The sequence below is a fragment of the Pseudobacter sp. genome, assembly GCF_051955275.1.
In the GTDB taxonomy this organism is placed as follows: Bacteria; Bacteroidota; Bacteroidia; order Chitinophagales; family Chitinophagaceae; genus Pseudobacter.
The window spans coordinates 1-24,582 of sequence record NZ_JBQCGW010000223.1; the positions used below are offsets into that span (position 1 = coordinate 1).

A 24,582-nucleotide genomic window follows, 5' to 3' on the forward strand; every position below is an offset into this window, starting at 1 on the left:
TGCCCAGTCGCTCGCCTCCGGCGAACTCCGTGTCGCCGGAGGAGACGGAATAAAAGTCACTCGCGGTGACGCAAGAGACTGGGCACTCTCCGGGTAAATATTACTGGTTGATAATTTCAAGTATGCCTTCATTCCGGATGATCATCATACCTTGTCTGTCTTCCGTAATGCCTTGCTGTAACCGGTAGGTATAACGCGGCTTCGATCCTTCCATCACCGTTGGCATGAAAACGAACTGGATATTCGGTGTATCCTTCAGTGCTTCGCCCACTTCAATGATATGGGTGCTCACAATGAAAATACAATCCTCATATTCTGCAAAAGCCTCCGTAACAGCCAGGGTCCCATCGAAAGCATCCTTCACATTTGTACCCTTGAACAGTTCATCGAACATCAGCAGCAGGCGCTTGCCGCTGGCAGCCGCTTCAGCGGCCTGTTTCACCCGTACCACTTCTGCGTAAAAATGACTGTAACCAAGGCTGATATTATCCGCCACATTGATACTGGAGTAAAGCCCTTCGCGGACCGAGAACTCCATACTGCTGGCAGCAATGGGGAATCCCATATGCGCGAGATACATTCCGATGCCCACTGATTTCATCAGGGTGGATTTGCCGGCCATATTGGCGCCGGTGAGGAAGATCACATTGCTATGCTCTTTCATCAGCAAATCATTGCCCACGCCTTTATCTATGCAGGGGTGACGCAATTCCTTCGCTGAGAAAATGTTCTTTTCCTTAGGCAATGCATTGGCATAAGTGAATCCTTTTGCCGCTGCCACTGAACTGATGGCGATATTCAGATCGAGCTCGTAAATGAAATCCAGGATGGCTTCCAGCTTTTGCGAGAGCCGGCCTTTCAGCAGGTGCTCGTAATGCGCCAGGGTAGATACGGGCAGGTCTTTATAAATATCCGTATTGCGGAGCTTTTCCAGTTCGGGCTCATTGAGGATGGCTTTGGCTGATTGCACTCGTTCCGCAAACGGGCCACCCATGGGCTCCAGCAGCAGGATGATGGCGTAGCACTTGTTCAGGGTTACGATGGTAGCCTGCAGGCCCTGCACTATTTTCCGGTAGCGTTCATCACGTGTGAGGCTGCTCAGGACTTTCATCAGGTAAGTGCCTGCCAGCACTGTCACTGCATTTTTGGAAGCGCCGCCATCCAGGTATTCCCGCATGATGTTCAACTGGGCAACATCCATCGGGAAACTGAGCCTGGCTTCCTGGAAGAAACGGAAAATGCTGCTGCGCTGGTTGATGGCGGCAGCATCCTGCAAAGGCGTGCGGAACATTTCATCCAGCAAACGCTCTCCGCCTCTTGTTTTCACATGGTTGAACAAATGGTAAACAGAGCCTTGCCGGAATTTTCCGAGCAGGTTCAGTTCATCCATGGTTTGCCTGTCTATACTAAAACTCATAGTCTTGTTTTTTTCAAGGTGTACCAGTCGCTCGCGTCCCCGCGAGTGACTTCTATTGGTTCGCCTCCGGCGAACACCGTGTTGCCAGAGGCGACGGAACATTTGTCACTCGCGGGGACGCGAGTGACTGCGGCTCTCTGTGAATCGGTCACACTGCGCGTTTGCGTCCGTTCTTCAGAATATCCAGGATGCCTTCATTGCGGATGATGATCATCCCGTGCCTGTCTTCCGTAATGCCGCTCTCCAGGGTATAGGTGTATTCCGGCGTATGCCCGTTCATCCGGGTGGGCAGGAAACGGAAATCTATGCTGGGAGCCTGTTTCAGCTGGTCGCCTGCTTCCACGATATGGGAAGAGATGATGAACATGCTGGTCTTTTTTGCGGCATAGGCCATTGTGATGGCAACCGTAGCCTCGTGCGCATCCTTTACATTGGTGCCGCGGAAGAGTTCATCAAAGATGATGAAGAGCGCCTTGCCACTGCTGAGCGCTGCCGCCACTTTCTTTACCCGTAATACTTCTGCATAGAAGTGGCTGGCGCCGATACCCAGGTTGTCCGGCAGGTTGATGGTGGTATAAATGCCATCCATAACCGAAAATTCCATATTCTTTGCCGCCACCGGGAATCCCATATGCGCAATATAAACGGCTGTACTCAATGCACGCAGGAAAGTAGACTTACCCGCCATATTGGCTCCGGTGAGGAAGATCACATTGTGGGATGCATTCATCTCCACATTATTAGGAACAGGGTTCTTCAGTTCGGGATGGTATACACCTTCCAGTTTCAACTGGTTACTGCCTTTTTCCAGCGCTTTTGGGAAGATAAAATTCCGGTCAACAGATACTTTGGCAACACTCAGATAGACATCCAGATAATACAAATGGGCCATCAGTTTTTCCACCTTGTTGCGTTCACGCGTGCGGAACAACAGGTCATAGGCAGATACGGCGGAGTAGGCCAGTTTGCTCTTTCCCTGTTCCTTGAAAACGGGCTCGAAGGCAGCATCGGTCAGCAAAGCATCGATGCCATTTCTTTCATAGCTCCATTCCTGGATGCCGGCAATCTCAGGCTTTCCGATAAACTGTCTGGTGGCCTGCATCAGCTCTATCACAGCGCTTACGCCATTCTGGATATCTTTTTCACTGAGTGCCTGTTGCGGGCCTCCTGCTTTCGCATGTGCATCTGCGAAAACCAGGTATTTTTCTGCCATATCAAAGAGGGAAGCATTGAATGGGAATGCCAGTTTGAGTTTGGCGAAGTTCCCGATAATACCTGCGCGCTGATTGATGGCAGCCTTTTCTGAGAGCGGATTACGGAACATCTCTTCCAGGATCTTTTCACCACCCCGTGTATGCGTGTGGTTGTAGAGATCATAGATGCCACCACTGTCGCGTTTTCCGAACAGCCTCAGGTCATCGATGGTTTGCTCGTCAGTTTGTAGGATCATGATATGTTTTTTATTGTCGTTTACGGCGGATGAGCAATACGATAGCGAATATAAGCACAACTGCCGGCAGAACCCAGGTATAAATGATCTCCATGGTTTTGGCTGCCGGGTTACTGATGGTCAGCAGGTTATCGATGGGCGTCGGCCTTGGGGCATAAATGGGGAAATTGTTATTGTTCAGCCAGCTGAATGCAGCGCGGCCGATATAATCTCCACCACCTCTGAGCGTGCTCATGAAATCCGCATCGCCGAATACTATCATCCTCTGTTCTTTCTCTCCCAGCTTACGGAACATCTGAACGGCTACAGGGAAGGAATTCATCCGGATATCACCTTCCTTCGGGCTGAATACAGGGGCCGCCGAATCTGTTACCAGGTGACCAGTTTTCAGCCATGCTGCTCCCGGAGTGCTGAGCATGATGGGCTTTACGGTCCAGTTACTGCCACTGTCCTGCCAGGAAATGGGCGCTGCACCGGGGAAAACCAGTCGAACAGAATCTTTCCCTTTGCTCTTTCTCAGTTTGATGAGCAGCTGTTCATCCGCCATGTCTGCTCCTGTGAGGGTAGTGTAGGGAACAAGCATATGCGGCATTTCATTCTTGCTCAGTTGCACCAGTGTACCGTTCATGAGGTTCAGGCCCTGGGGCTGAAGGATGGGATTGAGCATTTGTTGTTTTCCGGGTTCAGTGAGGAACATCATATTGCCTCCACTGGCGATGAACTGGTTCACCCTGCTCTGCATTAAAGGGCTGAGCGCTGTTTTGGGATCGGCCAGTACAAGGATGCTGGTACCGGCAGGTACTTCCCTGTTGTCGAGCGAAATTGTATCCACATCAAATCCCAGGTTCACCAGTGAGGAGCGGTTACCGATGGCAGTTGAATGCAGTTTGTATTCACGTTCGCCGGATTTATGAATATCCCTTTCCAGGTTGCCGGTAGTATAGAGTACGGAAGGCATCTTATCCTGCAATAATCTTTTCAAAGCGGCTGAAACCTGCATTTCTTCCGGCCAGAAAACATTGTCGTTGAAAGTGCGGAGGAAAGTGCTCTTGCCTTTGTAATCTATCTTCATCACCAGGCGGTAACCTTCTTTGGAAAGATCTATCTGTTTGCGGATCTCTTCCGGGGCCAAATATTTTCCGAAGGACTCACTGCTTCCATCTGCCATCAGGGCGGCGATTTCTTTGAGCGTCTTATTGGGAAATCTTTGGAAAAGGGTGCTGTCGCCGTCTGCCTGATCATAGTAATAAACATACTTGAATTCAATATCGGGTTTGAAACGCAGGTATTTTTCCCAGAGCACCCACATGTATTCATTGCGGCCGGCCGGGAAGCCTTTGCCGCTGCCGTCACCCAGGAGGTTACAGTAGAGCGTTACGGTCATCGGGTCTTTACCCAGTTCCTTCACTACCTGTTGTGTATTGGGGTGTATGGTATTCACATCATCGCGCGTAGTATCCCAGTAACCGATGAAAGCGGGCCTTGAGCAGCAATAACCAATGGCTACCACTACTATTACCACGGCTGTATACCTGCTGGCCTTTACGAACCAGGGTTTGATCTCGCGGGCGCCTTTCAGTTTGAAGTAAGTGAAGAAGAGGAACATGGCCACTATGAGTATAAAATACATCACATCATTGGTGGTGATGAGTCCCATCAGCATTTTGCTGGTCCTTCCGGAAATGGAAAGGAAGTAAGTGAGATCTCTTATAAGATCATATTGCTGCCAGAGGCCTCCGATGCGGTCCAGTACAAATACCAGCATGAAAGTGCCGATGGCGGAAACGATCTGGTAGGTGGTGAGGCTGCTCATGAACAGGCCGATGGCGGTGTAGGTGCACATCAGCAGGAAGAAACCCAGCACGGCTGCGCCGAGCAGGCCGCTGTCGGCATCTTTAACATTGAAGAGCGAGGAGATCATGAAGATGCCCAGGATCAGCACCAGCAGCAGGTTATAGAGCATGATGGCCAGGTATTTCCCCAGCACGATATCCCTTGTTCTGATGGGGGAAGAGTAGAGCAGTTTGATGGTGCCGTTGTTCATCTCGCGACTGATCAGCCCCATGGTGAGCAGGGGAACGAACAGGAAGAGATTATGAAGAACAGTGTCGAAGATACCACCCTGACCCAGGAAGAGGCCGGCAGTAAGGCTGAAGCCCCAGTTTTTGAACTCAGGGCTGTTCTCCATCATCACGTCCTGCCATTTGGAGCCAGTGGTGATGGTGCCGCAATAGAAAACAGCGCATTGCACCATGAAGGCGATGGTTAGGAACCAGGCTACGGGTGAGTAGAAGAGGTTGCGCAGTTCGGTTTTAGCAACTTTGAATATCATATGATTTATGAATGGGATTGTGTAGATAATTGTTTGAAAATATCATCGAGCAGGCTCTTGTCAAGGTTGATCTCACGAAGCCGCCAATCATTACGGATGCTGGCTGCGATCAGCCTTTCCGTGATCTCTTCATCACCTTCGAAGTAAATACGCACCTGCTTGTCTGACAGGAACTCTACACGGGTAACACCAGCTACTTTTTTCAGTTCTTCAGCATTGGGAGGTGTTTCCATCCGGGTGAGCACGCTCTGTGGCTGCACGTAATTGTTGAAAGCATCCATGGTATCGGAGAAGATGATCCTGCCGCCTTCGATCATCACTACCTCCCGGCAGAGCAGGTGGATCTCAGAGAGGATATGCGAACTGAGCAATACGGTATGTTCGGTAGCGATCTCACGGATGAGTTTTCTCACTTCAATGAGCTGATTGGGATCGAGACCATTGGTGGGTTCGTCCATCACTACCAGTTGTGGTTTATGAATGATGGCCTGGGCGATGCCTACGCGCTGGCGGTAACCACCGGAGAGGTTCCTGATGAGCCTGGTGCTGAAATGCGCGATGCCGCAGCGTTCTTTGGCTTCGTTCACCGCCGCTTTGATCCTTTGTTTGGGGATCATCCTCAGTTCTGCGCTGTAACCCAGAAATTCATCCACGGTCAGATCGGTGTACAGGGGCGGGTTCTGGGGTAAGAAGCCGATGTCTTTCCTCGCTTCCAGTGGGTTTTGCCGGGTATCCACTCCATTGATATGAACGGAACCTTCTGTCTGGTTCAGCACTCCGCAGAGGATGTTCATGGTGGTGGATTTTCCTGCGCCGTTGGAGCCGAGCAGGCCAACCACACCAGTCTGGTTGATCTCCAGGTTGATATCCCTGATAGCCCAGGAACTGCTGTACCTGTGTGAGAGCTTCTCGATTTTTAGAATAGTACTCATAATAAGTATGTGATGAATGAATGGGTTTTGGTTCAGACAATAGCAGGGTGGTATGCTTTTTTTCGCAGTGTCCAGTCGATCGCATCCCCGCGAGTGACTTTTATCTGCTCGCCTCTGGCGGGTTCTGCATTCGCCGGAGGCGAAAAAATATTCCTCACTCGCCGGAGGCGAGCGTGTGGTCCCCGATAAAATGCAGATTGTAAAATATTGACGTGTGATAAAAAGAAATGGGGGGGTAAATTGCCAAAAAAGCTAATACTTCCGTTTATTTTGAATTTTTTTTCGGCATTATGAGCTTATTAAGTGCTTTGTTAAGAGCCCTGTTAATGCCCTGAGGGTATTTTGCTGACGATAACGATGCCATTGCTATATGAAAATTGGATTTTCCCTTCCGGGGATTATTCCCATGTAGCTGACCGGTCTCGTACCAAGCATTTAAAACCAGAACCACTGCTACATGAGATTAGCCCTGTTCCTGAAGTCGGCCCTCAGCTTCTCCCTTTTTGCCCTGAGCTTTTGGGCAAAAGGTCAATCCGTTTCCAATCTTCAGTATATAGATCCCCGTATCGGTAACGTAGGCCAGTTACTGGAACCTACCCGCCCGCTTACCCATCTTCCCAACCAGCTTATCCGGTTCACCCCCCAGCGGAAAGATAATTTCGATGACCAGATCAGTTCCTTCCCCCTCACCCTGGTAAGCCATCGCCTCGGACAGGTTTTTGCCATTAAGCCGTCTGTTAAGCCTGTTAATGCCGCATTATGGGGCCAGCCTCAGACCTGGGACCACGATCTGGAGACCAGTCTCCCCTGGTTTTACAGCACCTACCTCATCGATGAAGACATCACCCTGGATTTCACCCCGGGTAAAAAGACCGGCATCTTCCGGTTCAGTTTCCCGGCAGGCACCGAGCCCTCCATTCTCTTCAGTAACTATAATAACGGCGCAAATCAGTACAACTTTTCCGGCAAGGAGCTCACCGGTATAGAAGTGTACCACAACGATATCAAAGTATTCCTCTACGGAAAATTCAATATCACCGGTACCCCCGGAACCTTTGAAAATGGAAAAACAGAAATCAGGAATTCCATTTCCGGAAACAATACAAAAGCATTTATCCGCTTCCCGAAAGGAACCACCCAGGTGAACTTCCAGTATGCTATCAGCTTTATCAGCCCTGAGCAGGCTGAAAAGAATTTCAATAATGAACTCAAAGGGCAGGACTTCAGCTCCATGCAGCAACTCGCCAGGCAGATCTGGGACAGGACCTTCTCGCAGATCCAGGTGGAAGGCGGCACCACGGCACAGAAAAGAAGTTTCTACACCTCCCTCTACCGTTGTTATGAAAGGATGGTGGACATCACTGAAGACGGGTCCTATTACAGCGGGTTCGACAAACAGGTGCATAAAGATGACCGTACCTTCTACACAGACGACTGGGCATGGGATACTTACCTGGCCCATCACCCGCTCCGTATCATCCTCAACCCTGAACAGGAAGCGGATATGATGCAGAGCTACGTCCGCATGTACCAGCAGAGCGGCTGGATGCCTACTTTCCCCGTTCTCTTCGGAGATCATGCCTGTATGAACGGGTTCCATTCCTCCATATCCATCCTGGATGCTTACCGGAAAGGCATCACCAATTTTGATATCAATACTGCTTATGAAGGCATGAAGAAAAATGCTACCGATGCCACCATGATCCCCTGGGTCAACGGGCCCAAAACATCGCTGGACGATTTCTATTATAAAAATGGATATTTTCCATCCCTGCATCCCGGAGAAAAAGAAACCGAGCCGAAAGTGCACCACTTCGAGAAACGCCAGGCCGTGGCCATCTCACTCGGACATTGTTACGACGACTGGGCTCTTTCAGCGCTCGCTTCCGATCTCAATAAAAAAGATGATGCCGCTCTCTTCCTGAAACGAAGTAAGTACTACACCAATCTATGGCATCCGGAAAAGCAATTCTTCCTTCCAAAAGACGATAAAGGCAACTGGATAGATATCGATCCGAAATTCTCCGGCGGCCCCGGCGGCAGGGATTACTACGATGAGAACAATGGCTACACCTATCTCTGGCAGGTGCAGCAGGATATCCCCGCACTCATAGAGCTGATGGGAGGGAAAGACAAATTCGAAGCAAGACTGGATAATCTTTTCCGCGAAGGACTCGGCAGGTCCAAATATGAATTCTGGGCCACCTTTCCTGATCATACCGGCAACGTTGGACAGTTCTCCATGGGCAATGAGCCCAGCTTCCATATCCCTTATCTCTACAACTACACCAATTCTCCCTGGAAAACGCAGAAGCGTATACGCTTTTTGCTGGATGCCTGGTTCGGAGATAATGTATTCGGTATTCCCGGTGATGAAGATGGGGGAGGTATGAGCGCCTTTGCCGTATTCTCTGCCATGGGTTTCTATCCCGTTACCCCCGGTACGCCCATGTATACCATCGGCAGCCCGTTGTTCAGCAAAATAACTATCAGGCTCACCAACGGAAAACAATTCATCCTCAAAGCAAACCATGCTTCCGTGGTGAACAAATACATTCAGAAAGCAAAACTGAACGGAAAACCATTACATACCCTTTGGTTCTCACACCAGGACCTGATAAATGGAGGAATCCTCGAGCTGGAGATGGGACCCAAACCAAACAAACTTTTTAATTAACCCGAAAAACTGCTGCTATGCCATTCGAAAACCCTTTGCTGCCACCATAACGCGCTACCAGCGCTGATTTCAGACACTGCTTATGTCATTGATCCTTTAATTCTTATATCAAAGTATTATGAAAATTCTCAGATATGCACTGCTATTGTTGTGTTTTGCCCCGCTCTTTGCCGTGGCGCAACAGAAAACAATATCAGGTAAAGTAACTGATGCACAAAACAGCCAACCGCTCAGCGGCGTAACTGTGGCATCTGGCACAGGCAAGATCTCTGCTACAACCAATTCAGAAGGTATTTACAGTATCACGGTGCCGCAACAAACCACACAACTCATTTTCTCCTACGTGGGTATGCGCTCTGTCACCGAAAATATAGGAAACCGAACAATGGTGAACATAACCCTTTCCGCTGCGGACTCCAGCCTGGAGAATGTTGTGGTGGTAGGTTATGGCACTCAGAAAAAAGCCACCCTCACAGGATCGGTGTCGCAGCTGAAAAGCAGCGAGCTGGTGGTGACCAAGAACGAAAGTGTGGTGAACATGCTCACCGGTAAAGTGCCCGGCCTCCGTATGGTACAGCGCACTGCTGAGCCCGGTGGCTACGAGAACACCTATGATATCCGCGGTTTCGGCGCTGCGCCACTGGTAGTGATCGATGGCGTTCCCCGCGGAGGATTTGAAAAGATGGACCCCAATGAAATTGAAAGCGTGTCCATCCTCAAAGACGCTGCAGCAGCTGTATATGGTGTTCGTGCTGCCAATGGTGTGATCCTCATTACAACCAAAAAAGGTAACAAGAACGGCAAATTCGATATCAACTATTCCGTGAACCTGGCCATGCAGCAATTCCTCGGAATGCCTGAAGGCGTAGGCCCGCTGGATTATATGATGCTCACCAACGAAAAGGCCAAGCGCTCTTTCGCCAATAACTTCATGGGTAACGACAATCCCGCTTATTCTTATGAAGACATGCTGCCCTGGCTGGAAGGACGATTCCAGGCCACTGACTGGATCGGTTCCACTTTCAATAAAACCGCCCCGCAGGTTCAGCATAATTTCAATATCAGCGGCGGTACGGATAAAGCCTCTTACTTCTTCAACGTTGGTTACATGAAGCAGGACGGTGTACTGAAAACAAATGATATCAACTACGACCGCTGGAATTTCCGCTCCAATATCAACCTGAAGATCACCAACAGCCTGCGTGCACAGGCACTGGTGAGCGGCCATATAGATCAGAAATACCAGCCCTACCAGGAAATGTGGACATTGTTCAAATACACCTGGAGCATGATCCCCATCAAGCAGGCATTCGCCAACAATAACCCCCTTTATCCTGCTGTGATAGATGAGAATGCCAATCCGCTGGTGATCACGGATGCCGATAAAGTAGGCTTCAGAAAAAGAACGCAGAAGAACGTGCAATCACAGCTCAGCCTTGAATACGATATCCCTTACGTGAAAGGCCTGAAAGCAAGAGGTATGTTCAACTTCGGTTACAATATCGACGATAACTCAGAGTACAAGAAATCTTACACACTTTACACCTATTCACCTGGCACGGATACTTACAATCCTTCTGTTGTGGGCAATCCACCCAACCTGCTCAGACAATACTATAACAACCAGTCTACGCTTTCCCAATTGGGACTTAACTACGCGAATACTTTGTTCGATGATCATAATGTTACTGGTATGGTACTCTTTGAAGAGAGCCATTCGAAAGGAGACAACATCTTTGCTTCCCGTAACATGAACCTGCCCATCGATTACCTGTTTGGCGGGGAAGATGAAAGGCAGATCGGCGGTACCTATCCCAATGGTGTAAGCGAAGTGGTGACCAAAGCAGTTGTGGGACGTGCTACTTACGATTTCAGAGGCAAGTACCTTGCTGAATTCACGTTCCGGTACGATGGTTCCAATAAATACAAACCCGGCGCCAGTCAGTGGGGTTTCTTCCCTGGTTTTTTTGCCGGCTGGGTTGTGAGCAAGGAGCCATGGTTCGATAAGATCGTGAATCCAAAATATCTTTCTAACCTTAAGATCAGGGGCTCATTCGGTGTTACCGGTGATGATGGCACCACTGCCTTCCAGTATATCAGTGGGTTCAATTATCCTACCATCAACCCCAACGATAACAGTATCTATGGTTATATGTTCAATGGCCAGTTCATCAAAGGATCCGCTATGCGTGATGCCGTTAACCCTGATCTGACCTGGTTTACAGCGCATACTTCCAATATCGGCCTCGAGTTTACAACACTCAATGGCAAGTTGGACGCGGTAGTGGAAGTATACAGAAGAGACCGTAAAGGATTACCTGCCCGTAAAACTGTGGCCATCCCCGGTACCGCAGGCATCGAGCTGGCGCAGGAAAACCTGGATGGCGACAGAACACAGGGATGGGAACTTCAACTGACCCACCGCAACCGGATCAAAGATGTGGGCATCCATATCACCGGCAACTTCAGCCAGGCCCGCACACAAATGCTGGATGTAACACAGGGCCGCGCAGGGAATGAATATGAGAACTGGAGAAACCAGCGCAGCAACCGCTTCACCAATATCTGGTGGGGTAAGGATTATGCAGGTCAGTTCGGCAGCTATCAGCAGATCTACAACCATAAGATCAATACAGGTGGTGGAAATAACAATGTGATCCCTGGTGATTATTACTACCAGGACTGGAATGAAGATGGTGTGATCGATGGAAGGGATGACCATCCCATCGCCACCCGCGATATTCCGCTCGTGAACTTTGGCCTTACTATCGGCGCTACCTGGAAGGGCATCGACCTCACTGCCCTCTTTGCAGGTGTTACCGGTGTGAACATCATGTATGAAGAGCAGTTCCTGGAACCACTCATGTACGAGCGCAGTGCGCTCACACAGTTCCTCAACAGCTGGCATACGGTGAACCCCGAGGACAATGTGTTTGACCCGAATACACAATGGGTGCCCGGTAAATATCCTGCCATGGGCTCTCCAAAACCTGAAGGAACCAAGGCCGTACAGGATGGATCCTATGTTCGTCTCAAATCCGTTGAGCTTGGCTACACACTGCCGCAGACATTGTTGCGCAGGATCTACGTGAAGAACTGCAGGTTCTATGTGAATGCCTACAACCTCCTCACTTTCACCAAACTTAAAAACAGTGATCCCGAGCACCCCGGTCAGCAACCGGATGCAGGTTTCCAGTATGGACTGGGAGGATACAAGTACCCGCTTAACCGGACCTTCAACGTGGGAGCGAGCATCACATTTTGATTCAACGAAAAATATTACGGATGAAAACCTTACATAAATTTTATTGCACACTCATCGCGCTGCTGTTGGTTGTGAGCTCCTGCCACAAGCTGGATGTGAAGCCGGTGAACGTGCTTACAGATGATCAGATCTTCAGCAATGAAGCCGGTATCAATACCTACCTGGCGCAGGTGTACCGGAAACTGCCGATCGAAGATTTCTCTTACAGGCCTGCCGGACGTGACGGACAGTCAGGCTTCAACCTCCACCACGAGTGGGAACATTTCTGGCATCTCGGTGCAGGCATTGGTGAAATGTCGGGCCCCTGGGGTGGACTTGATTTTGCCGGAGGATTCGGCTACTGGCCTTACGGCGATATCCGGGCGGTGAATTATTTCATTGAAACACTGCCTAAATATTCCGATAAATTCCCTGGCAACAGGGTGAATGAATTACTCGGCGAAGCTTATTTCCTAAGAGCCTACTATTATTTCGCGCTCGTGAAAAGATATGGCGGCGTTCCCTATATCACAGTGGTGCAGAACTTCCCGCAACAAAGCATCGAAGAATTACAGATGCCACGCAACAAGGAAGAAGAATGCTGGAACCTTATAGGAGATGACCTGGACAAAGCCTGGTCTATGATGACGGAAACCAGCGTGAGCGGCCGCGCCAGCAAGTATGCTGCGGCAGCCCTCAAGTCAAGGGCCATGCTCTATGCAAGTTCCATTGCGCGCTATGGCTCCGTGAATTTTGTGGAAGGCGATGCCAGGGCACAGGGCTTTGTAGGCATTACTGCCGACAAGGCTGAAGGCTTCTTCAATAAAGCATGGGATGCAGCCAAACTGCTGGAAGGTAAATTCTCTCTCTATCAGAAGAACCCCAACAAAGAGCTCAACTATGCCATGACATTCCTGGACAATGACAGTCCGGAGAATATCCTGGTGCGCGATTACTCCATTCCCGGAAACAGCGCGCACAGCTGGGATGCCACTTTCTCTCCGCGTTTCATGACAGCTGACGGATTAAGCCGTGCTTATCCTACGCTGGAACTGGTAGAGCGTTGGGGTGAATTGCAGGTGACTAACCCTGACGGAACCCCCAAACGCTACAACGATCTCTCTGAAGTGTTCCAGGGACTGGAACCCCGCCTGCTGGCCACTGTTTACTTCCCCGGTTCCACCCTGCGCGGACTGAAATTCGATGTACAACGGGGGATCTACCCGAGTTTCACCGGCACTGCCGCGGCTGAAATTGCAAAGCCTGATAATGCACGTTCACATATCCTTGCAGGTGGTACTGATGCTCTTTACAATGGCAAACAGGTGATCGGTATGACAGGCATCTCAACTTCCGGTGACCAATATACGAGAACAGGGTTCTATGTAAGGAAATACATCGATTACAGACGACCTCAGTCTGAAGTGGCATTATTCACAAGCACTACACACTGGATTGAATTCCGTTATGCAGAAGTGTTGCTCAACCGTGCAGAAGCAGCAGTGGAAACAGGCAGACCTGATGATGCGCTCACCTGCCTGAACCTGCTTCGCGAAAGAGCTGGCGGTGCAACGCTTTCGCTGGGTGATGTGGATGTGGAGGAAGTAAGGAATGAAAGATGTAAAGAGCTCGCATTCGAGAATCACTACTGGTGGGATATCCGCAGGTGGCGCACAGCCGATGTGATCCTGAACAACCAGCGATTCAGGGGCCTGCTGCCTTACTATGTTTTCGATGAGAACAAGTACATCTTCCTCAGAGAGCAGGAAACTTTCGGCCGCAACTTCAACTTCGAAAAGAGATCATACTACGAACCGATCCCCGGCGGCGAACTGGCCAAGAATCCCAATCTCTATCCAAACAATCCTAATTACTAATATCAAATGCTACGAGATATGAAACAGCTGATAACAATGACGGGCCTTCTGATGGTATTGGGATTCACTTCCTGCCTCAAGAAGGATAACCTGGATGGTCCCAACGCTTCGCTGGAAGGCAATCTGCTGGTGGCTGGCACCAAGAATAATTTCCAGACCGCCACAGGCAGCATTCAGGTAAAGCTGGAACAACTGAGCTGGAGCGAAACTCCTGCTCCACAGGAGATCCCCAGCAAGATCGATGGCACTTACAAGAATTCAAAGCTCTTCAAAGGTCATTACCGCGTAACACCCTATGGTGGTGCGTTCTGGCCTGTACTGCCAATTGAGATAGATATCGATAAAACCACAAAGCAGGATTTTGAGCTCACACCTTACACGGAGCTCACCAATTTCACTGCTACGCTGAATGGAAAAACACTCACGCTCAGCTTCGATATCACGGCTCCCGTAGAAGCAGGTTTACCAACAATCAGTGAGATCCAGCCATATGTGAACACTACCAGCATGGTAGGTCCGGGTGCTTCCATCTTTGAATTCTCTGATCTGAAGAAAACTGTGGTGAACAAGGAGTGGGCTGATATGACCCCTGCCGACAAACACCGCGAGATCGTGATCGAAGACATGATACCCGGAAGGATCTTTTATGTAAGGGCAGGCGTTCGCTTCAACGACAGTTACAAGAGCTCCAATCTGAGCAATATCATAGAAATTAAAGTACCGCAACAATGATAAGGAAACTGACATTGGCTTTGCTGGGAATAGCGCCAATGCTGGCACTATGCTCGAAGAGCAATGTAGAAAAAGGGAACGAAGACAAGCCGGGTGATATGGGGCAAGCATATGACACAACCGGCTTGTTCTTCAAGTCTTACAACAAGCTGGTGATGGCCGGATACCAGGGCTGGTTTGCCGCTGAAGGCGATGGATCCAACCGCGGCTGGTACCATTACCAGGGACAGGGTGGATTCTACCCGGGCAATACCAATGTGGATTTCTGGCCTGATATAACGGAATACACTAAGCGCTACAAGAGCCCGTTCAAATTTGGTGATGGATCAGACGCTTATCTCTACAGCCCATTCGATGAAGAAAGCGTGGACCTGCATTTCAAATGGATGAAAGACTATGGTATCGATGGTGTGCACATGCAGCGATTCCTCGGAGAAGTGAAAGCCACCAATGCTTCCGGGAAAAGGCATTTCAATACCGTGCTCTCGCATGCCCTGAAGGCCGCTACCAAATACCGCCGCGCCATCAGCGTGATGTATGATCTCAGTGGCAGCCAGAGCTCCGACATGCATTACCTGCTTGACGACTGGCGGGAACTGCAAAAGCTCTATGGCCTCAACGACAACAAGAAACAGCCTGCCTATCTCTATCACAACGGCAAACCACTGGTCACCATCTGGGGCGTAGGCTTCAATGACAACCGCAAGTACAGCATTGCCGATGTGAGCAAACTGGTAGACAGTATCAAGGGAAAGGAAAACAAATATTCCATCATGCTGGGCGTGCCTTACTACTGGCGCACCCTGGGATCAGATACTGAAAAGTCATCCGCATTGCATGAGCTCATCAAAAAATGTGATATCGTGATGCCCTGGGCAGTGGGCCGCTACAATTCTCAACAGTACAATGCGCGAAACGTGTACGATGATATCCAGTGGTGCAAATCCAATAAGGTGGATTATATCCCGCTTGTATTCCCTGGCTTCAGCTGGGCCAATATGCACAAGGATGCCAGCCTTTACTACCAGATCCCAAGACTGAAAGGAGATTTTCTCTGGCAGCAGATCTTCGGTGCAAAGGATGCAGGCGCACATTCACTCTATGTGGCCATGTTCGATGAGATCGATGAAGGCACCGCCATCTTCAAAACAGCACTGGAAAAGAACACCCCGCTGAACGGAAATGACGGCCTGAAATTCGGAGGCATCGAAAATGACCTTACATCGGATTACTATCTCTGGCTAACCGGGCAGGGTGCCAACTGGTTCCATGGCGCATCCGGATATACCCGCGCCAAACCGGTAAGAAACTAACTGTAAACAGTATTCGTAAACTCAAACTGATACGAAATGAAATATTTTAAACCGATCATGGCAACATACCTGCTCCTGTTGGGACTGACCATTGCAGGATGCCAGAAAGCTGATGATTACTCATCCAGGGATACCAGCGGCCTGAAGCCCAAACCCGTAGACCCGGGACCGCCACCCGATCCCACCATGGTGGGCTTCGATCCCGCAGACGCTGATGCCGACTGGGAGATCACCGGCCCCAGGGCCGTGGATAAAGGCAGTAAGAAAGAAGGGGAAGCCAGTCTCAAAACGGCCATCGTTACCAACGAAGACTATTGCCATTTCATCAAGAAACGCCCAACTACCGTAGACACCAAGCTCACACGCGAGAACGGCCAGTTCGTTTTCTGGTTCTTCGTGTCCGATCCTTCACAACTGAAAGCGGATGGACAGATAGAAGTCACCAGCTCCAAAGAGTCCGACAAAAAGGAATACTCCTGGAACCTGGCACCGTTGATCCCCGGTCTGAAACCTGGCTGGAATGAGCTCAAACTCAATTTCGCCGTGGCTGATATTTCCGGTGATGGTGGTCCGGACCTTGCCGCCATCAATTTCTTCCGGATCTATTTCTGGACGAAAGACAAGGCGCATCCCGATGTTACCATCGCTATCGATGATCTCAGGTTCCGCCAGCGTCCTAAAGTGAATGAGTCGTTCGCCAACTGCGATGCAGATACCAACTGGGAGATCGTAGGCCCAAAGAGCGTAGACAAAACCAGCAGGAAAGAAGGCGAAGCCAGCCTCAAATCCGCTATCGCACTGAATGAAGATTATATGCACTTCATCTACAAACGCCCGGCAGCACTGAATGCTGGCCTTACAAAAGCGAACGGTCAGTTCAAATTCTGGTTCTACCTGTCTGATGCAAGCCTGCTGAAAGACGACGGACAGATAGAGCTCACCAGCTCCGGCGAATCCGATAAAAAGGAATACTCCTGGAACCTCGGGCCCATGATCCCCAACCTGAAATCAGGCTGGAATGAAATGACCCTCAACTGGTCGGATGCCGCAGAATCCAATGGTGACAATGGCCCGGACCTGGCTGCTTTCAACTTTTTCAGGATCTATTTCTGGACAAAAGATAAATCCCATACAGCTCCGCTTACGGTAGCCATCGATGACCTGAGGCTGGTAGAGAAACCATAACAATGATGAATATGCGAAAAAATAATTTTTACTGGAAAAAACTTATACTGTTTATTGCCTCCGGGATCCTGGCCCTGAGCGTGGCTGCTGTAGTGCTGCCTGGATTCACTAAGGACAAGCCCAAAGGCAATCCCATTATCCGTCATATGTATACGGCTGATCCATCTGCACATGTGTGGGCCGATGGCCGCCTGTACGTATACGCTTCCCATGATATTGCGCCACCCCGCGGCTGCGACCTGATGGACCAGTACCATGTATTCTCAACGGATGATATGGTGCACTGGAAAGACCATGGTGAAATGCTGCGCGCCAGCCAGGTTCCCTGGGGACGCAAGGAAGGAGGTTTCATGTGGGCGCCGGACTGTGCATTCAAAAACGGCACTTACTATTTCTACTTCCCGCACCCCAGTGGTACCGAATGGAATACCACCTGGAAGATAGGAGTGGCCACCAGCAAGAAACCAGCCAGCGATTTCAAAGTGATCGGTTATATCAAAGACATCGATCCCATGATCGATCCCTGTGTGTTCACCGATGACGACGGGCAGGTTTATTTTTATCATGGCGGCGGCGGCACCTGCAAGGGAGGCAAGCTCAAAGACAATATGATAGAAGTGGACGGTGAACTGAAAAAAATGGAAGGGCTGGAAGATTTCCATGAAGCCACCTGGGTACATAAACGCAATGGTGTTTACTATCTCTCTTATTCCGATAACCACGATGTGGATGGAAAACATAACCGCATGCGTTACGCTACCAGCAACAGCCCGCTGGGACCCTGGAAACACCAGGGAATTTATATGGACCCCACAGACAGTTATACCAACCACGGTTCCATTGTGGAGTTCAAAGGACAGTGGTACTCATTTTATCATAACAGTGTATTAAGTAATCACGACTGGCTCCGGTCCGTTTGTGTAGACAAGCTCTACTACAATGAAGACGGTACCATCAAAAAAGTGGAGCAGACCAGTGGTGTAAAACCTAAACCATGAAATCAGTTTTCTCGATAGCTGCAGGTTTGGTTGTGCTTCTTTCTTCCTGCTCTTCCAAAAAGGGCGAAGCGGAAAAACCCGTTGACCGCTGGGAGAAAGAGCATAGGAATCCGTTCATTACCCATATGTACACAGCTGATCCATCCGCCCATGTTTGGGCGGATGGTCGCTTGTACGTATACCCCTCACATGATATTGAACCACCACGTGGCTGCGATCTGATGGACCAGTACCATGTGTTCAGCACAGATGATATGATCAACTGGACGGACCATGGCGAAATCCTGCGCGCCAGCCAGGTGCCCTTCGGCCGGCCGGAAGGCGGCTTCATGTGGGCGCCCGACTGCGCATTCAAAAACGGCACTTACTATTTCTACTTTCCGCACCCCAGCGGTACGGAATGGAATACCACCTGGAAGATCGGCGTGGCCACCAGTTCCAGGCCTGCCAGTGACTTCACCGTGCAGGGCTATATTCCCGGACTGGATGCCCTCATCGATCCCTGCGTATTTGTGGATACAGATGGTAAAGCCTATTTCTACCAGGGCGGCGGCGGCGTTTGCAAAGGCGGCCGGCTCAAAGACAATATGATGGAGATCGATGGCAGCATGCAGAATATGACTGGCCTCGTTGACTTTCATGAAGCAGCCTGGGTGCACAAACGCAATGACACTTATTATCTCTCGTATTCCGATAACCATGATGAAGGCAATCTTCACAACCGCATGCGATACGCTACCAGCACCAGCCCGCTGGGCCCCTGGACCTACCGCGGCATTTACATGGATCCCACCGACAGCTATACCAATCACGGATCCATCGTGGAATACAAAGGACAGTGGTATGCCTTCTATCATAACAGTTCAAGATCCAAACACGACTGGCTGCGCAGTATCTGCGCGGACAAGCTGAGCTACACAGACAATGGCCTCATCAGAAAAGTGGTGCAGACGGCCGGAAAAAAATAAACCAAACAATATGCAGATCCGATTCAACCATATTCTTCTTCTGTTGCTGGGTAGCACCTGGCTCAGTTGCTCCAAAAGTGGAGATACCCCTGAACCCGAAGAAAAAAAGGAATGGCCCTCGCCCGTTGGCGATGTGGTAGGCAAGGTTACAGTTGGCTACCAGGGCTGGTTTGCCGCCAACGGCGATGGAGGCCCCATCAATATGTACTGGCACTGGACACAGGACTGGGGCAAACTCCCTTCGTCCACCAATAACGGAATCAAGAGCTGGCCGGATGTACGCGATTACACAAAGACCTATGCCACCGGATGGGCCGACCTCAATAACGGACAGCCTGCACATCTTTTTTCCAACTATGATGACCAGACCGTTGATATCCATTTCAGCTGGATGAAACAATACAACCTGGACTGTGCCGCCCTGCAGCGCTTCAATCCCAATGGTATCGAAGGCGGCATCCGCGATGCCGTTACCGCCAAAGTGAAAACGGCAGCTGAGAAGTACGGCCGCAAATTCTATATCATGTACGATGCAAGTGGCTGGAACAATATGCAGACGGAAATGAAAACGGATTGGACCAACAAGATGAAGCAGTATACTAACTCTTCCGCATATGCGAAACAGAACGGTAAACCGGTGGTCTGCATCTGGGGCTTCGGTTTCAATGATAACAACCATCCATGGCCTGCTGCCACCTGCATCGATGTGATCAAATGGTTCAAAGAACAGGGATGTTACGTGATCGGTGGCGTGCCTACGCATTGGCGCAGCCAGAACAGCGACAGCCGCCCGGGGTTCATAGAAGTGTACAAGAATTTCAATATGCTTTCTCCCTGGATGGTGGGCCGTATGAGCAAGATCGTGGACTCGGATAATTTCCTGGTGCAGACCAATGCTCCCGATGTAACTTTCTGCAAGGCCAATGGGATCGATTACCAACCCTGCGTAATGCCCGGTGATCTGCAGGAAAGACAACGCGTGCACGGAGAGTTCATGTGGCGCCAGTTCTATAATATGATCCGCGCCGGAAGTCAGGGAATTTATGTGAGTATGTTCGATGAATACAATGAGGGCAACCAGATCGCTAAAACAGCTGAGACCCAGGATTGGGTACCTGCCGGCTCCAACTTCCTGACGCTGGATGAAGATGGCACTGCCTGTTCTTCCGATTATTATATGCGGCTTGCCGGCGATGGCGGTAAGATGCTGAAGAAAGAAATAGCGCTCACACCGGCCAAACCAACGGCCGTTAAATAATCGGGGACCACTCGCTCGTCTCTGACGAGTGAGGAATATTTGCCCGTCTCCGGCAAGCGCCGTGTCGCCGGATGCCACGGAATAGAAGTCACTCGCGGGGACGCGAGCGACAGGGTACTGCGAAAGTAATCAGGAGTTTCCGGTGATCTGAACGAAGGTCTTTTCAAAGTCCACTCCGTAATTCTCTTTGTACTCCTTGGCGAATTTGGAAAAACTGTCTTTAGCCATTCCATGACGGCCGAGTTGCATCAGGCTTTTCAATTTGTACACCAGTGCCTCTTCATTGAGCTGATCAAAGAGGAACACGGCATTGGCAAAGCGAAGCGTAAGTTCTGCATTGGTCTCGGGATCCGCTGTGGTAGCGTATTTGACAAAGATATCGCTGATGATGCCGGATACTTCTGATTTATAATCATCCAACCAGCTGTAATGCAGTTGTGTAAGAAATCCTCCCCGTTGTATCAGTTCCAGCAGGCTCAGTACATACTGATTATTGATCATATACTGCCCGCTGGTAAGCTCACTGAACTTCCTGTAATCGATAAAGATATTCTCTTCTTCAACGAGCAGCCTTAGCTGGCCGCCATCACGGCTGATATTGATCCCGCCTATCTTCTCACATACTGTTTTCAGCTTGGCGATATTCACCTGGTAATTATTGCGTGCATCCTTGGAGGATTTGTCGGGCCAGAGCATCTCCAGTATCTTTTCGGGATTGATGCCTTTCCCATCCTTGCAGGTATGCAGCAGGATCAGTAAGAACAATTCTTTCAGAAGCGGAGAGAAGAGGGCAGTCTGCGCTTGTTTCTCCTTATTCAATACTTCAAATTGCCCGAAGAGGTAAATGCCTGCCGTATCGATAGCAGGGGCTATTGGCGGCGCCTGGTGCAGGAGCGGAGCAGCTGCAATTGTTGCTGCATCTGCAACGGGGACCGGTACAGTTGCAGGCTGACTGAGATCTCTTCCTGTGGAGGGTTTCTTTTTCTTCATGAACCACCATCTTGCTAAAGCTGCCAGGAAAACGCCACCTGCTATATAAAGCCAGGTACTGCTGCTTGCGGAATTACCGGGCGCCTCGGGAGCCAGCATTTTATTGGGTGGAAAATTGAGCGTGTATACCTGTACGTCAGTAGCACTGTCTTTATTGGTATGCAGGGTAACTGCCAGTAGCTTTTTTGATACAGGGCTGTAGAACAGGTCCACAAATGATTCCACATCCAGGAACTGGTAGGGGATGGTGTCCGCCATCAGTTCGTAACCGGGTGCATGCAATTGTCCCCGGATCAGCTGCAGCTTTGAGTTGAAGCGGTCGTTGGGATAGATGAGCGTATAATAATTATCGGTGCCTGGTTCCAGGATCAGGCTGTTGGAAAAACAGAAGGGATGCTCCGGTTCTTTCAGTTCTGTGAGTTTGGTGAATTGTTTATTCCGCACATCAAATGCCAGAAGATCGTAGGAATGGCGGGGATTCAGCATCTGGTCGCCGGTTTTTGAACCATAACCTCCAAGTATATACGCTGTATCACCTTTGGCGTTCACGCCGAGGGCCGCCAGGTAGCGGGGCATGAAAAAATCACCCTTCGGCTGGATGGTATCCCAGCGTTTTGTATTGAAATGATAACGCTGGATCAGGTTCTTATACTGAAGCTGTCCATACCCTGCCACCGTGTACAAAGAGGAATCGGCAGAGGAAATGAATTTATTGGCCTGCCAGAAAACGGTGAGGGGATCACTGCTGAAACTCTTGTCCCACCTGTTTTGCAGGGTATCATACACGCTGACGGCATGCTCATCGATATAAAAATTATACAGTTTGTTATCGATCTCATTATAAATACCCTGGTTTCCATAGGCCATCGATCTTCTTTTTTCAGAAAGACGGATGGTGCGGAGGGCATCATTCTTGAGCGAGTATTCGTAAAGGGAATCGGCGGAGATGATATACAGGACATCCCGTTCCTTATTGAAGGCCAGGGCCGGCACGGAGCTGGTGCGGGTGCTGTAAAGTTTTTTCCAGTACTGGTGCATCGGCGCGATCCAGCCCGGGTTGCTGATGATGTATTTTCTTCCCGCCACCTGTTCCGTGGCCTCGTTCCCACCCAGCTCATTGAGCGGAAAATGATAGCGGAGCTTATCATTCCGGGTGATCCTGACCTCACGGATGAGGAATGGGGCAACATCTGCAGTCTGGAAACCCGGCAGGTCGTTGGCGCCGAAAATGATGCGGCAGCAGAGTGGACTTTCCGATTCTGTATGGCTGGAGCCGAGACTCTTGTTATTGATGAGGAATTCAACGGACCTGTCTTTCCGGTTGAAACGCAAGATCACCTGGTTCCATTGATCGAAGGCGGACAGGGAGTCCACGGGCGCGCTGATGTATTTTTCACCGGTGATGAAATTGAGCAGCCGCTGGCGTTCATTGTAAACGATATCGATATTCCTGTTCTGGTCCGTAACAATGCGGAGCAGGTACCCGAAATATACGGGCATATTGGAACGGAGCATGAAATCGAAGCGCAGGTCGGTGTTCTCTTCAAAACAAACGGACTTACCAGGGGTAAGGTTGAAGGAGGTTCTTTTCTCCTGAACAGTCTCATGGCTGGCGAATTGCAGACCAAAGGACTGACTGAAAGCAGGTAGCCAAAAGAAAATGATAATCAATGATATTACTATGGTTCGCAGCATCTGATTCAAATCTAAAAAAAGTTTAACATAGGTCAAACTTTCATTTTGTTGTGGCGAAGTTGCAACGCTAAGAAGTTATATTTGAATATGCGAAGCCTCCTGCTTTCCGTGATGATGGTGTGCATGTTTCCCTGCCTTTTACGCGCAGCCGTGGACACCATTCCTGTGTCCCGGAAAATCGAGGCACTGGGAGATATGGTAACGCTCAAACTCACGCAGAGCTCGGACCTCGAGACCATTGGAGTAACTACTCCGGGGCTTGCTATCAGCCTCAGTCCGAATGCCGAATCGGCCACCAGGCTGGGCTTCAGTTACCGCTTCATATCATTTGGCATCCGCTTCGTTCCCAGATTTCTTAATGGTAATAATGACGATGCATTAAAAGGAAAAACCAGCAGCAAAGGATTTAGCCTGGGCTTCAATTTCAGGCACTGGATGCAGAATCTGTCGTGGAACCGCACCCGGGGCTACTACCTGGAGAACACGAAAGATTTTCTGCCCGGCTGGACGGCGGATTCTCCCTACATTCAGTTCCCTGACCTGGTGTTAACACAGTATGAAGGCAGCACGGCGTATAATTTCAATCCTGATTTTTCCGTGAATGCCAGCATCACACAATCTGAAAGACAGTTGAAGAGTGCGGGCAGCTTCATCCCGGTGCTCTATTATAAATATAATATCAATGAAAATAAGACGGTACCTGAGCCTGGTGCACCTGTACAAAAGGGCAGGAACTTTGAAGTGTTGCTGGGAGCCGGTTATCATTATAATTTCGTGTGGAAGCAGAAGTTCTACCTGGCGCTGGGACTGACACCTGCGGCAGGGTATACCTTCACCAGGCTTACCAGCCGTTATGAAACCTACAGGACTTCAGAAAATGAACGGCACTTTATGTTCCGGCTCGATGCGCGGGCGGGGATCGGCTATAACAGCAAGCGGTTTTTCACAGGTATCTATATGCGCTCTGCAGGATCTGCTTACCGGGAGCAGGAAAGTAACGTAACAGTGGAGAAAGGGCAGGGCGTTTTTCACCTGGTAGTGGGTTTCCGCCTGAATGCACCTTCCTGGATTAAAAAGCCAATAGAAACAATTACTGACAAGATTGGTATTAAATGATTCTTTAATTTTAAAGAGTCTCCCATCAAACCATAATCTTTCGTGTATGAAACAATTAACCGGACTGTTATCCCTCCTGTTACTCAGTGTAATGGGCTTTGCGCGGCAAGGCGGCAAAAATGATGTAGTACTTAAAATAACCGGTGATGAGCTTACCGGAAAAGTGCAGGCTATCAATGATTCTGCAATTGTATTCTCTTATGCCGGTGAAAGTCTTACTTACAGCATCAAAAAAGCGGAGATACTGAAGATCACTTATGCCAGTGGCAGGATAGAGGTGTTCAACAGGCCAACGGCTCCACCCGCTGCAGGCGGTGCTTCGCAAAAAACTGCTGCCGGAAATATGGAAGCACATCATAATAAAGTTGCCTTCCTCCCTTTCACTTTTGTAAAGGATG

Annotated in this window: 16 protein-coding genes; 11 read left to right on the forward strand and 5 right to left on the reverse strand. The window is 49.7% G+C overall.

Translation table 11 applies throughout. The annotated features are described in order from the left end of the window. Positions 1-100 precede the first annotated feature (100 nt). From ACTHMC_RS19610 to ACTHMC_RS19625, 4 genes are all read right to left on the reverse strand, one after another. Complete coding sequence (locus ACTHMC_RS19610) at positions 101-1,417, reverse strand: MutS-related protein (protein WP_440415662.1); 1,317 nt, start codon at positions 1,415-1,417, stop codon at positions 101-103. A gap of 148 nt (positions 1,418-1,565) precedes the next feature. Beyond that, a complete protein-coding gene (locus ACTHMC_RS19615; RefSeq protein WP_440415664.1) occupies positions 1,566-2,867 on the reverse strand; it encodes a MutS-related protein in 1,302 nt (433 codons plus the stop codon). Between the two features lie 10 nt (positions 2,868-2,877). Then, positions 2,878-5,199, reverse strand: coding sequence for a Gldg family protein (locus ACTHMC_RS19620; protein WP_440415666.1), 2,322 nt, complete (start codon positions 5,197-5,199; stop codon positions 2,878-2,880). A 5-nt stretch (positions 5,200-5,204) separates the two neighbouring features. Continuing rightward, a complete protein-coding gene (locus tag ACTHMC_RS19625) occupies positions 5,205-6,131 on the reverse strand; it encodes an ABC transporter ATP-binding protein (protein ID WP_440415668.1) in 927 nt (308 codons plus the stop codon). 457 nt (positions 6,132-6,588) lie between these two features. Between ACTHMC_RS19625 and ACTHMC_RS19630 the strand changes: the two genes are divergently transcribed. The 9 genes from ACTHMC_RS19630 (at position 6,589) to ACTHMC_RS19670 (ending at position 20,383) form a co-directional block, all read left to right on the forward strand. Next, positions 6,589-8,808 carry a GH92 family glycosyl hydrolase gene (locus ACTHMC_RS19630; protein WP_440415670.1) on the forward strand — a complete coding sequence of 740 codons (2,220 nt, stop codon included), beginning with the start codon at positions 6,589-6,591 and terminating at the stop codon, positions 8,806-8,808. A gap of 118 nt (positions 8,809-8,926) precedes the next feature. Further along, positions 8,927-12,073 carry a SusC/RagA family TonB-linked outer membrane protein gene (locus ACTHMC_RS19635; RefSeq protein WP_440415672.1) on the forward strand — a complete coding sequence of 1,049 codons (3,147 nt, stop codon included), beginning with the start codon at positions 8,927-8,929 and terminating at the stop codon, positions 12,071-12,073. Positions 12,074-12,093: 20 nt separating this feature from the next. Further along, positions 12,094-13,929: a RagB/SusD family nutrient uptake outer membrane protein gene (locus ACTHMC_RS19640; RefSeq protein WP_440415674.1), complete on the forward strand. Its 1,836-nt coding sequence runs from the start codon at positions 12,094-12,096 to the stop codon at positions 13,927-13,929. A gap of 18 nt (positions 13,930-13,947) precedes the next feature. Further along, a complete protein-coding gene (locus ACTHMC_RS19645; protein WP_440415676.1) occupies positions 13,948-14,661 on the forward strand; it encodes a DUF3823 domain-containing protein in 714 nt (237 codons plus the stop codon). Next, entirely contained in the window at positions 14,658-15,974 is a 1,317-nt protein-coding gene (locus tag ACTHMC_RS19650) for a glycoside hydrolase family 71/99-like protein (RefSeq protein WP_440415678.1), read from the forward strand. Before ACTHMC_RS19645 ends, ACTHMC_RS19650 begins: the two co-directional genes overlap by 4 nt. Before the next feature lie 36 nt (positions 15,975-16,010). Continuing rightward, positions 16,011-17,159 carry a hypothetical protein gene (locus ACTHMC_RS19655; RefSeq protein WP_440415680.1) on the forward strand — a complete coding sequence of 383 codons (1,149 nt, stop codon included), beginning with the start codon at positions 16,011-16,013 and terminating at the stop codon, positions 17,157-17,159. 11 nt (positions 17,160-17,170) lie between these two features. Continuing rightward, entirely contained in the window at positions 17,171-18,157 is a 987-nt protein-coding gene (locus tag ACTHMC_RS19660) for a family 43 glycosylhydrolase (RefSeq protein ID WP_440415681.1), read from the forward strand. After that, entirely contained in the window at positions 18,154-19,125 is a 972-nt protein-coding gene (locus tag ACTHMC_RS19665; protein ID WP_440415683.1) for a family 43 glycosylhydrolase, read from the forward strand. Before ACTHMC_RS19660 ends, ACTHMC_RS19665 begins: the two co-directional genes overlap by 4 nt. Positions 19,126-19,135: 10 nt before the next feature. Beyond that, entirely contained in the window at positions 19,136-20,383 is a 1,248-nt protein-coding gene (locus ACTHMC_RS19670) for a glycoside hydrolase family 71/99-like protein (RefSeq protein ID WP_440415685.1), read from the forward strand. 129 nt (positions 20,384-20,512) lie between these two features. Here the strand turns inward: ACTHMC_RS19670 and ACTHMC_RS19675 are convergent, their stop codons facing one another. Beyond that, entirely contained in the window at positions 20,513-23,068 is a 2,556-nt protein-coding gene (locus tag ACTHMC_RS19675) for a hypothetical protein (protein WP_440415686.1), read from the reverse strand. An 87-nt stretch (positions 23,069-23,155) separates the two neighbouring features. Here ACTHMC_RS19675 and ACTHMC_RS19680 point away from each other — a divergent pair, with 87 nt between their 5' ends. Next, a complete protein-coding gene (locus ACTHMC_RS19680) occupies positions 23,156-24,184 on the forward strand; it encodes a DUF4421 domain-containing protein (protein WP_440415688.1) in 1,029 nt (342 codons plus the stop codon). Between the two features lie 46 nt (positions 24,185-24,230). Beyond that, on the forward strand, positions 24,231-24,582 hold a 352-nt coding region (locus tag ACTHMC_RS19685; protein WP_440415690.1), incomplete at its 3' end, for a hypothetical protein.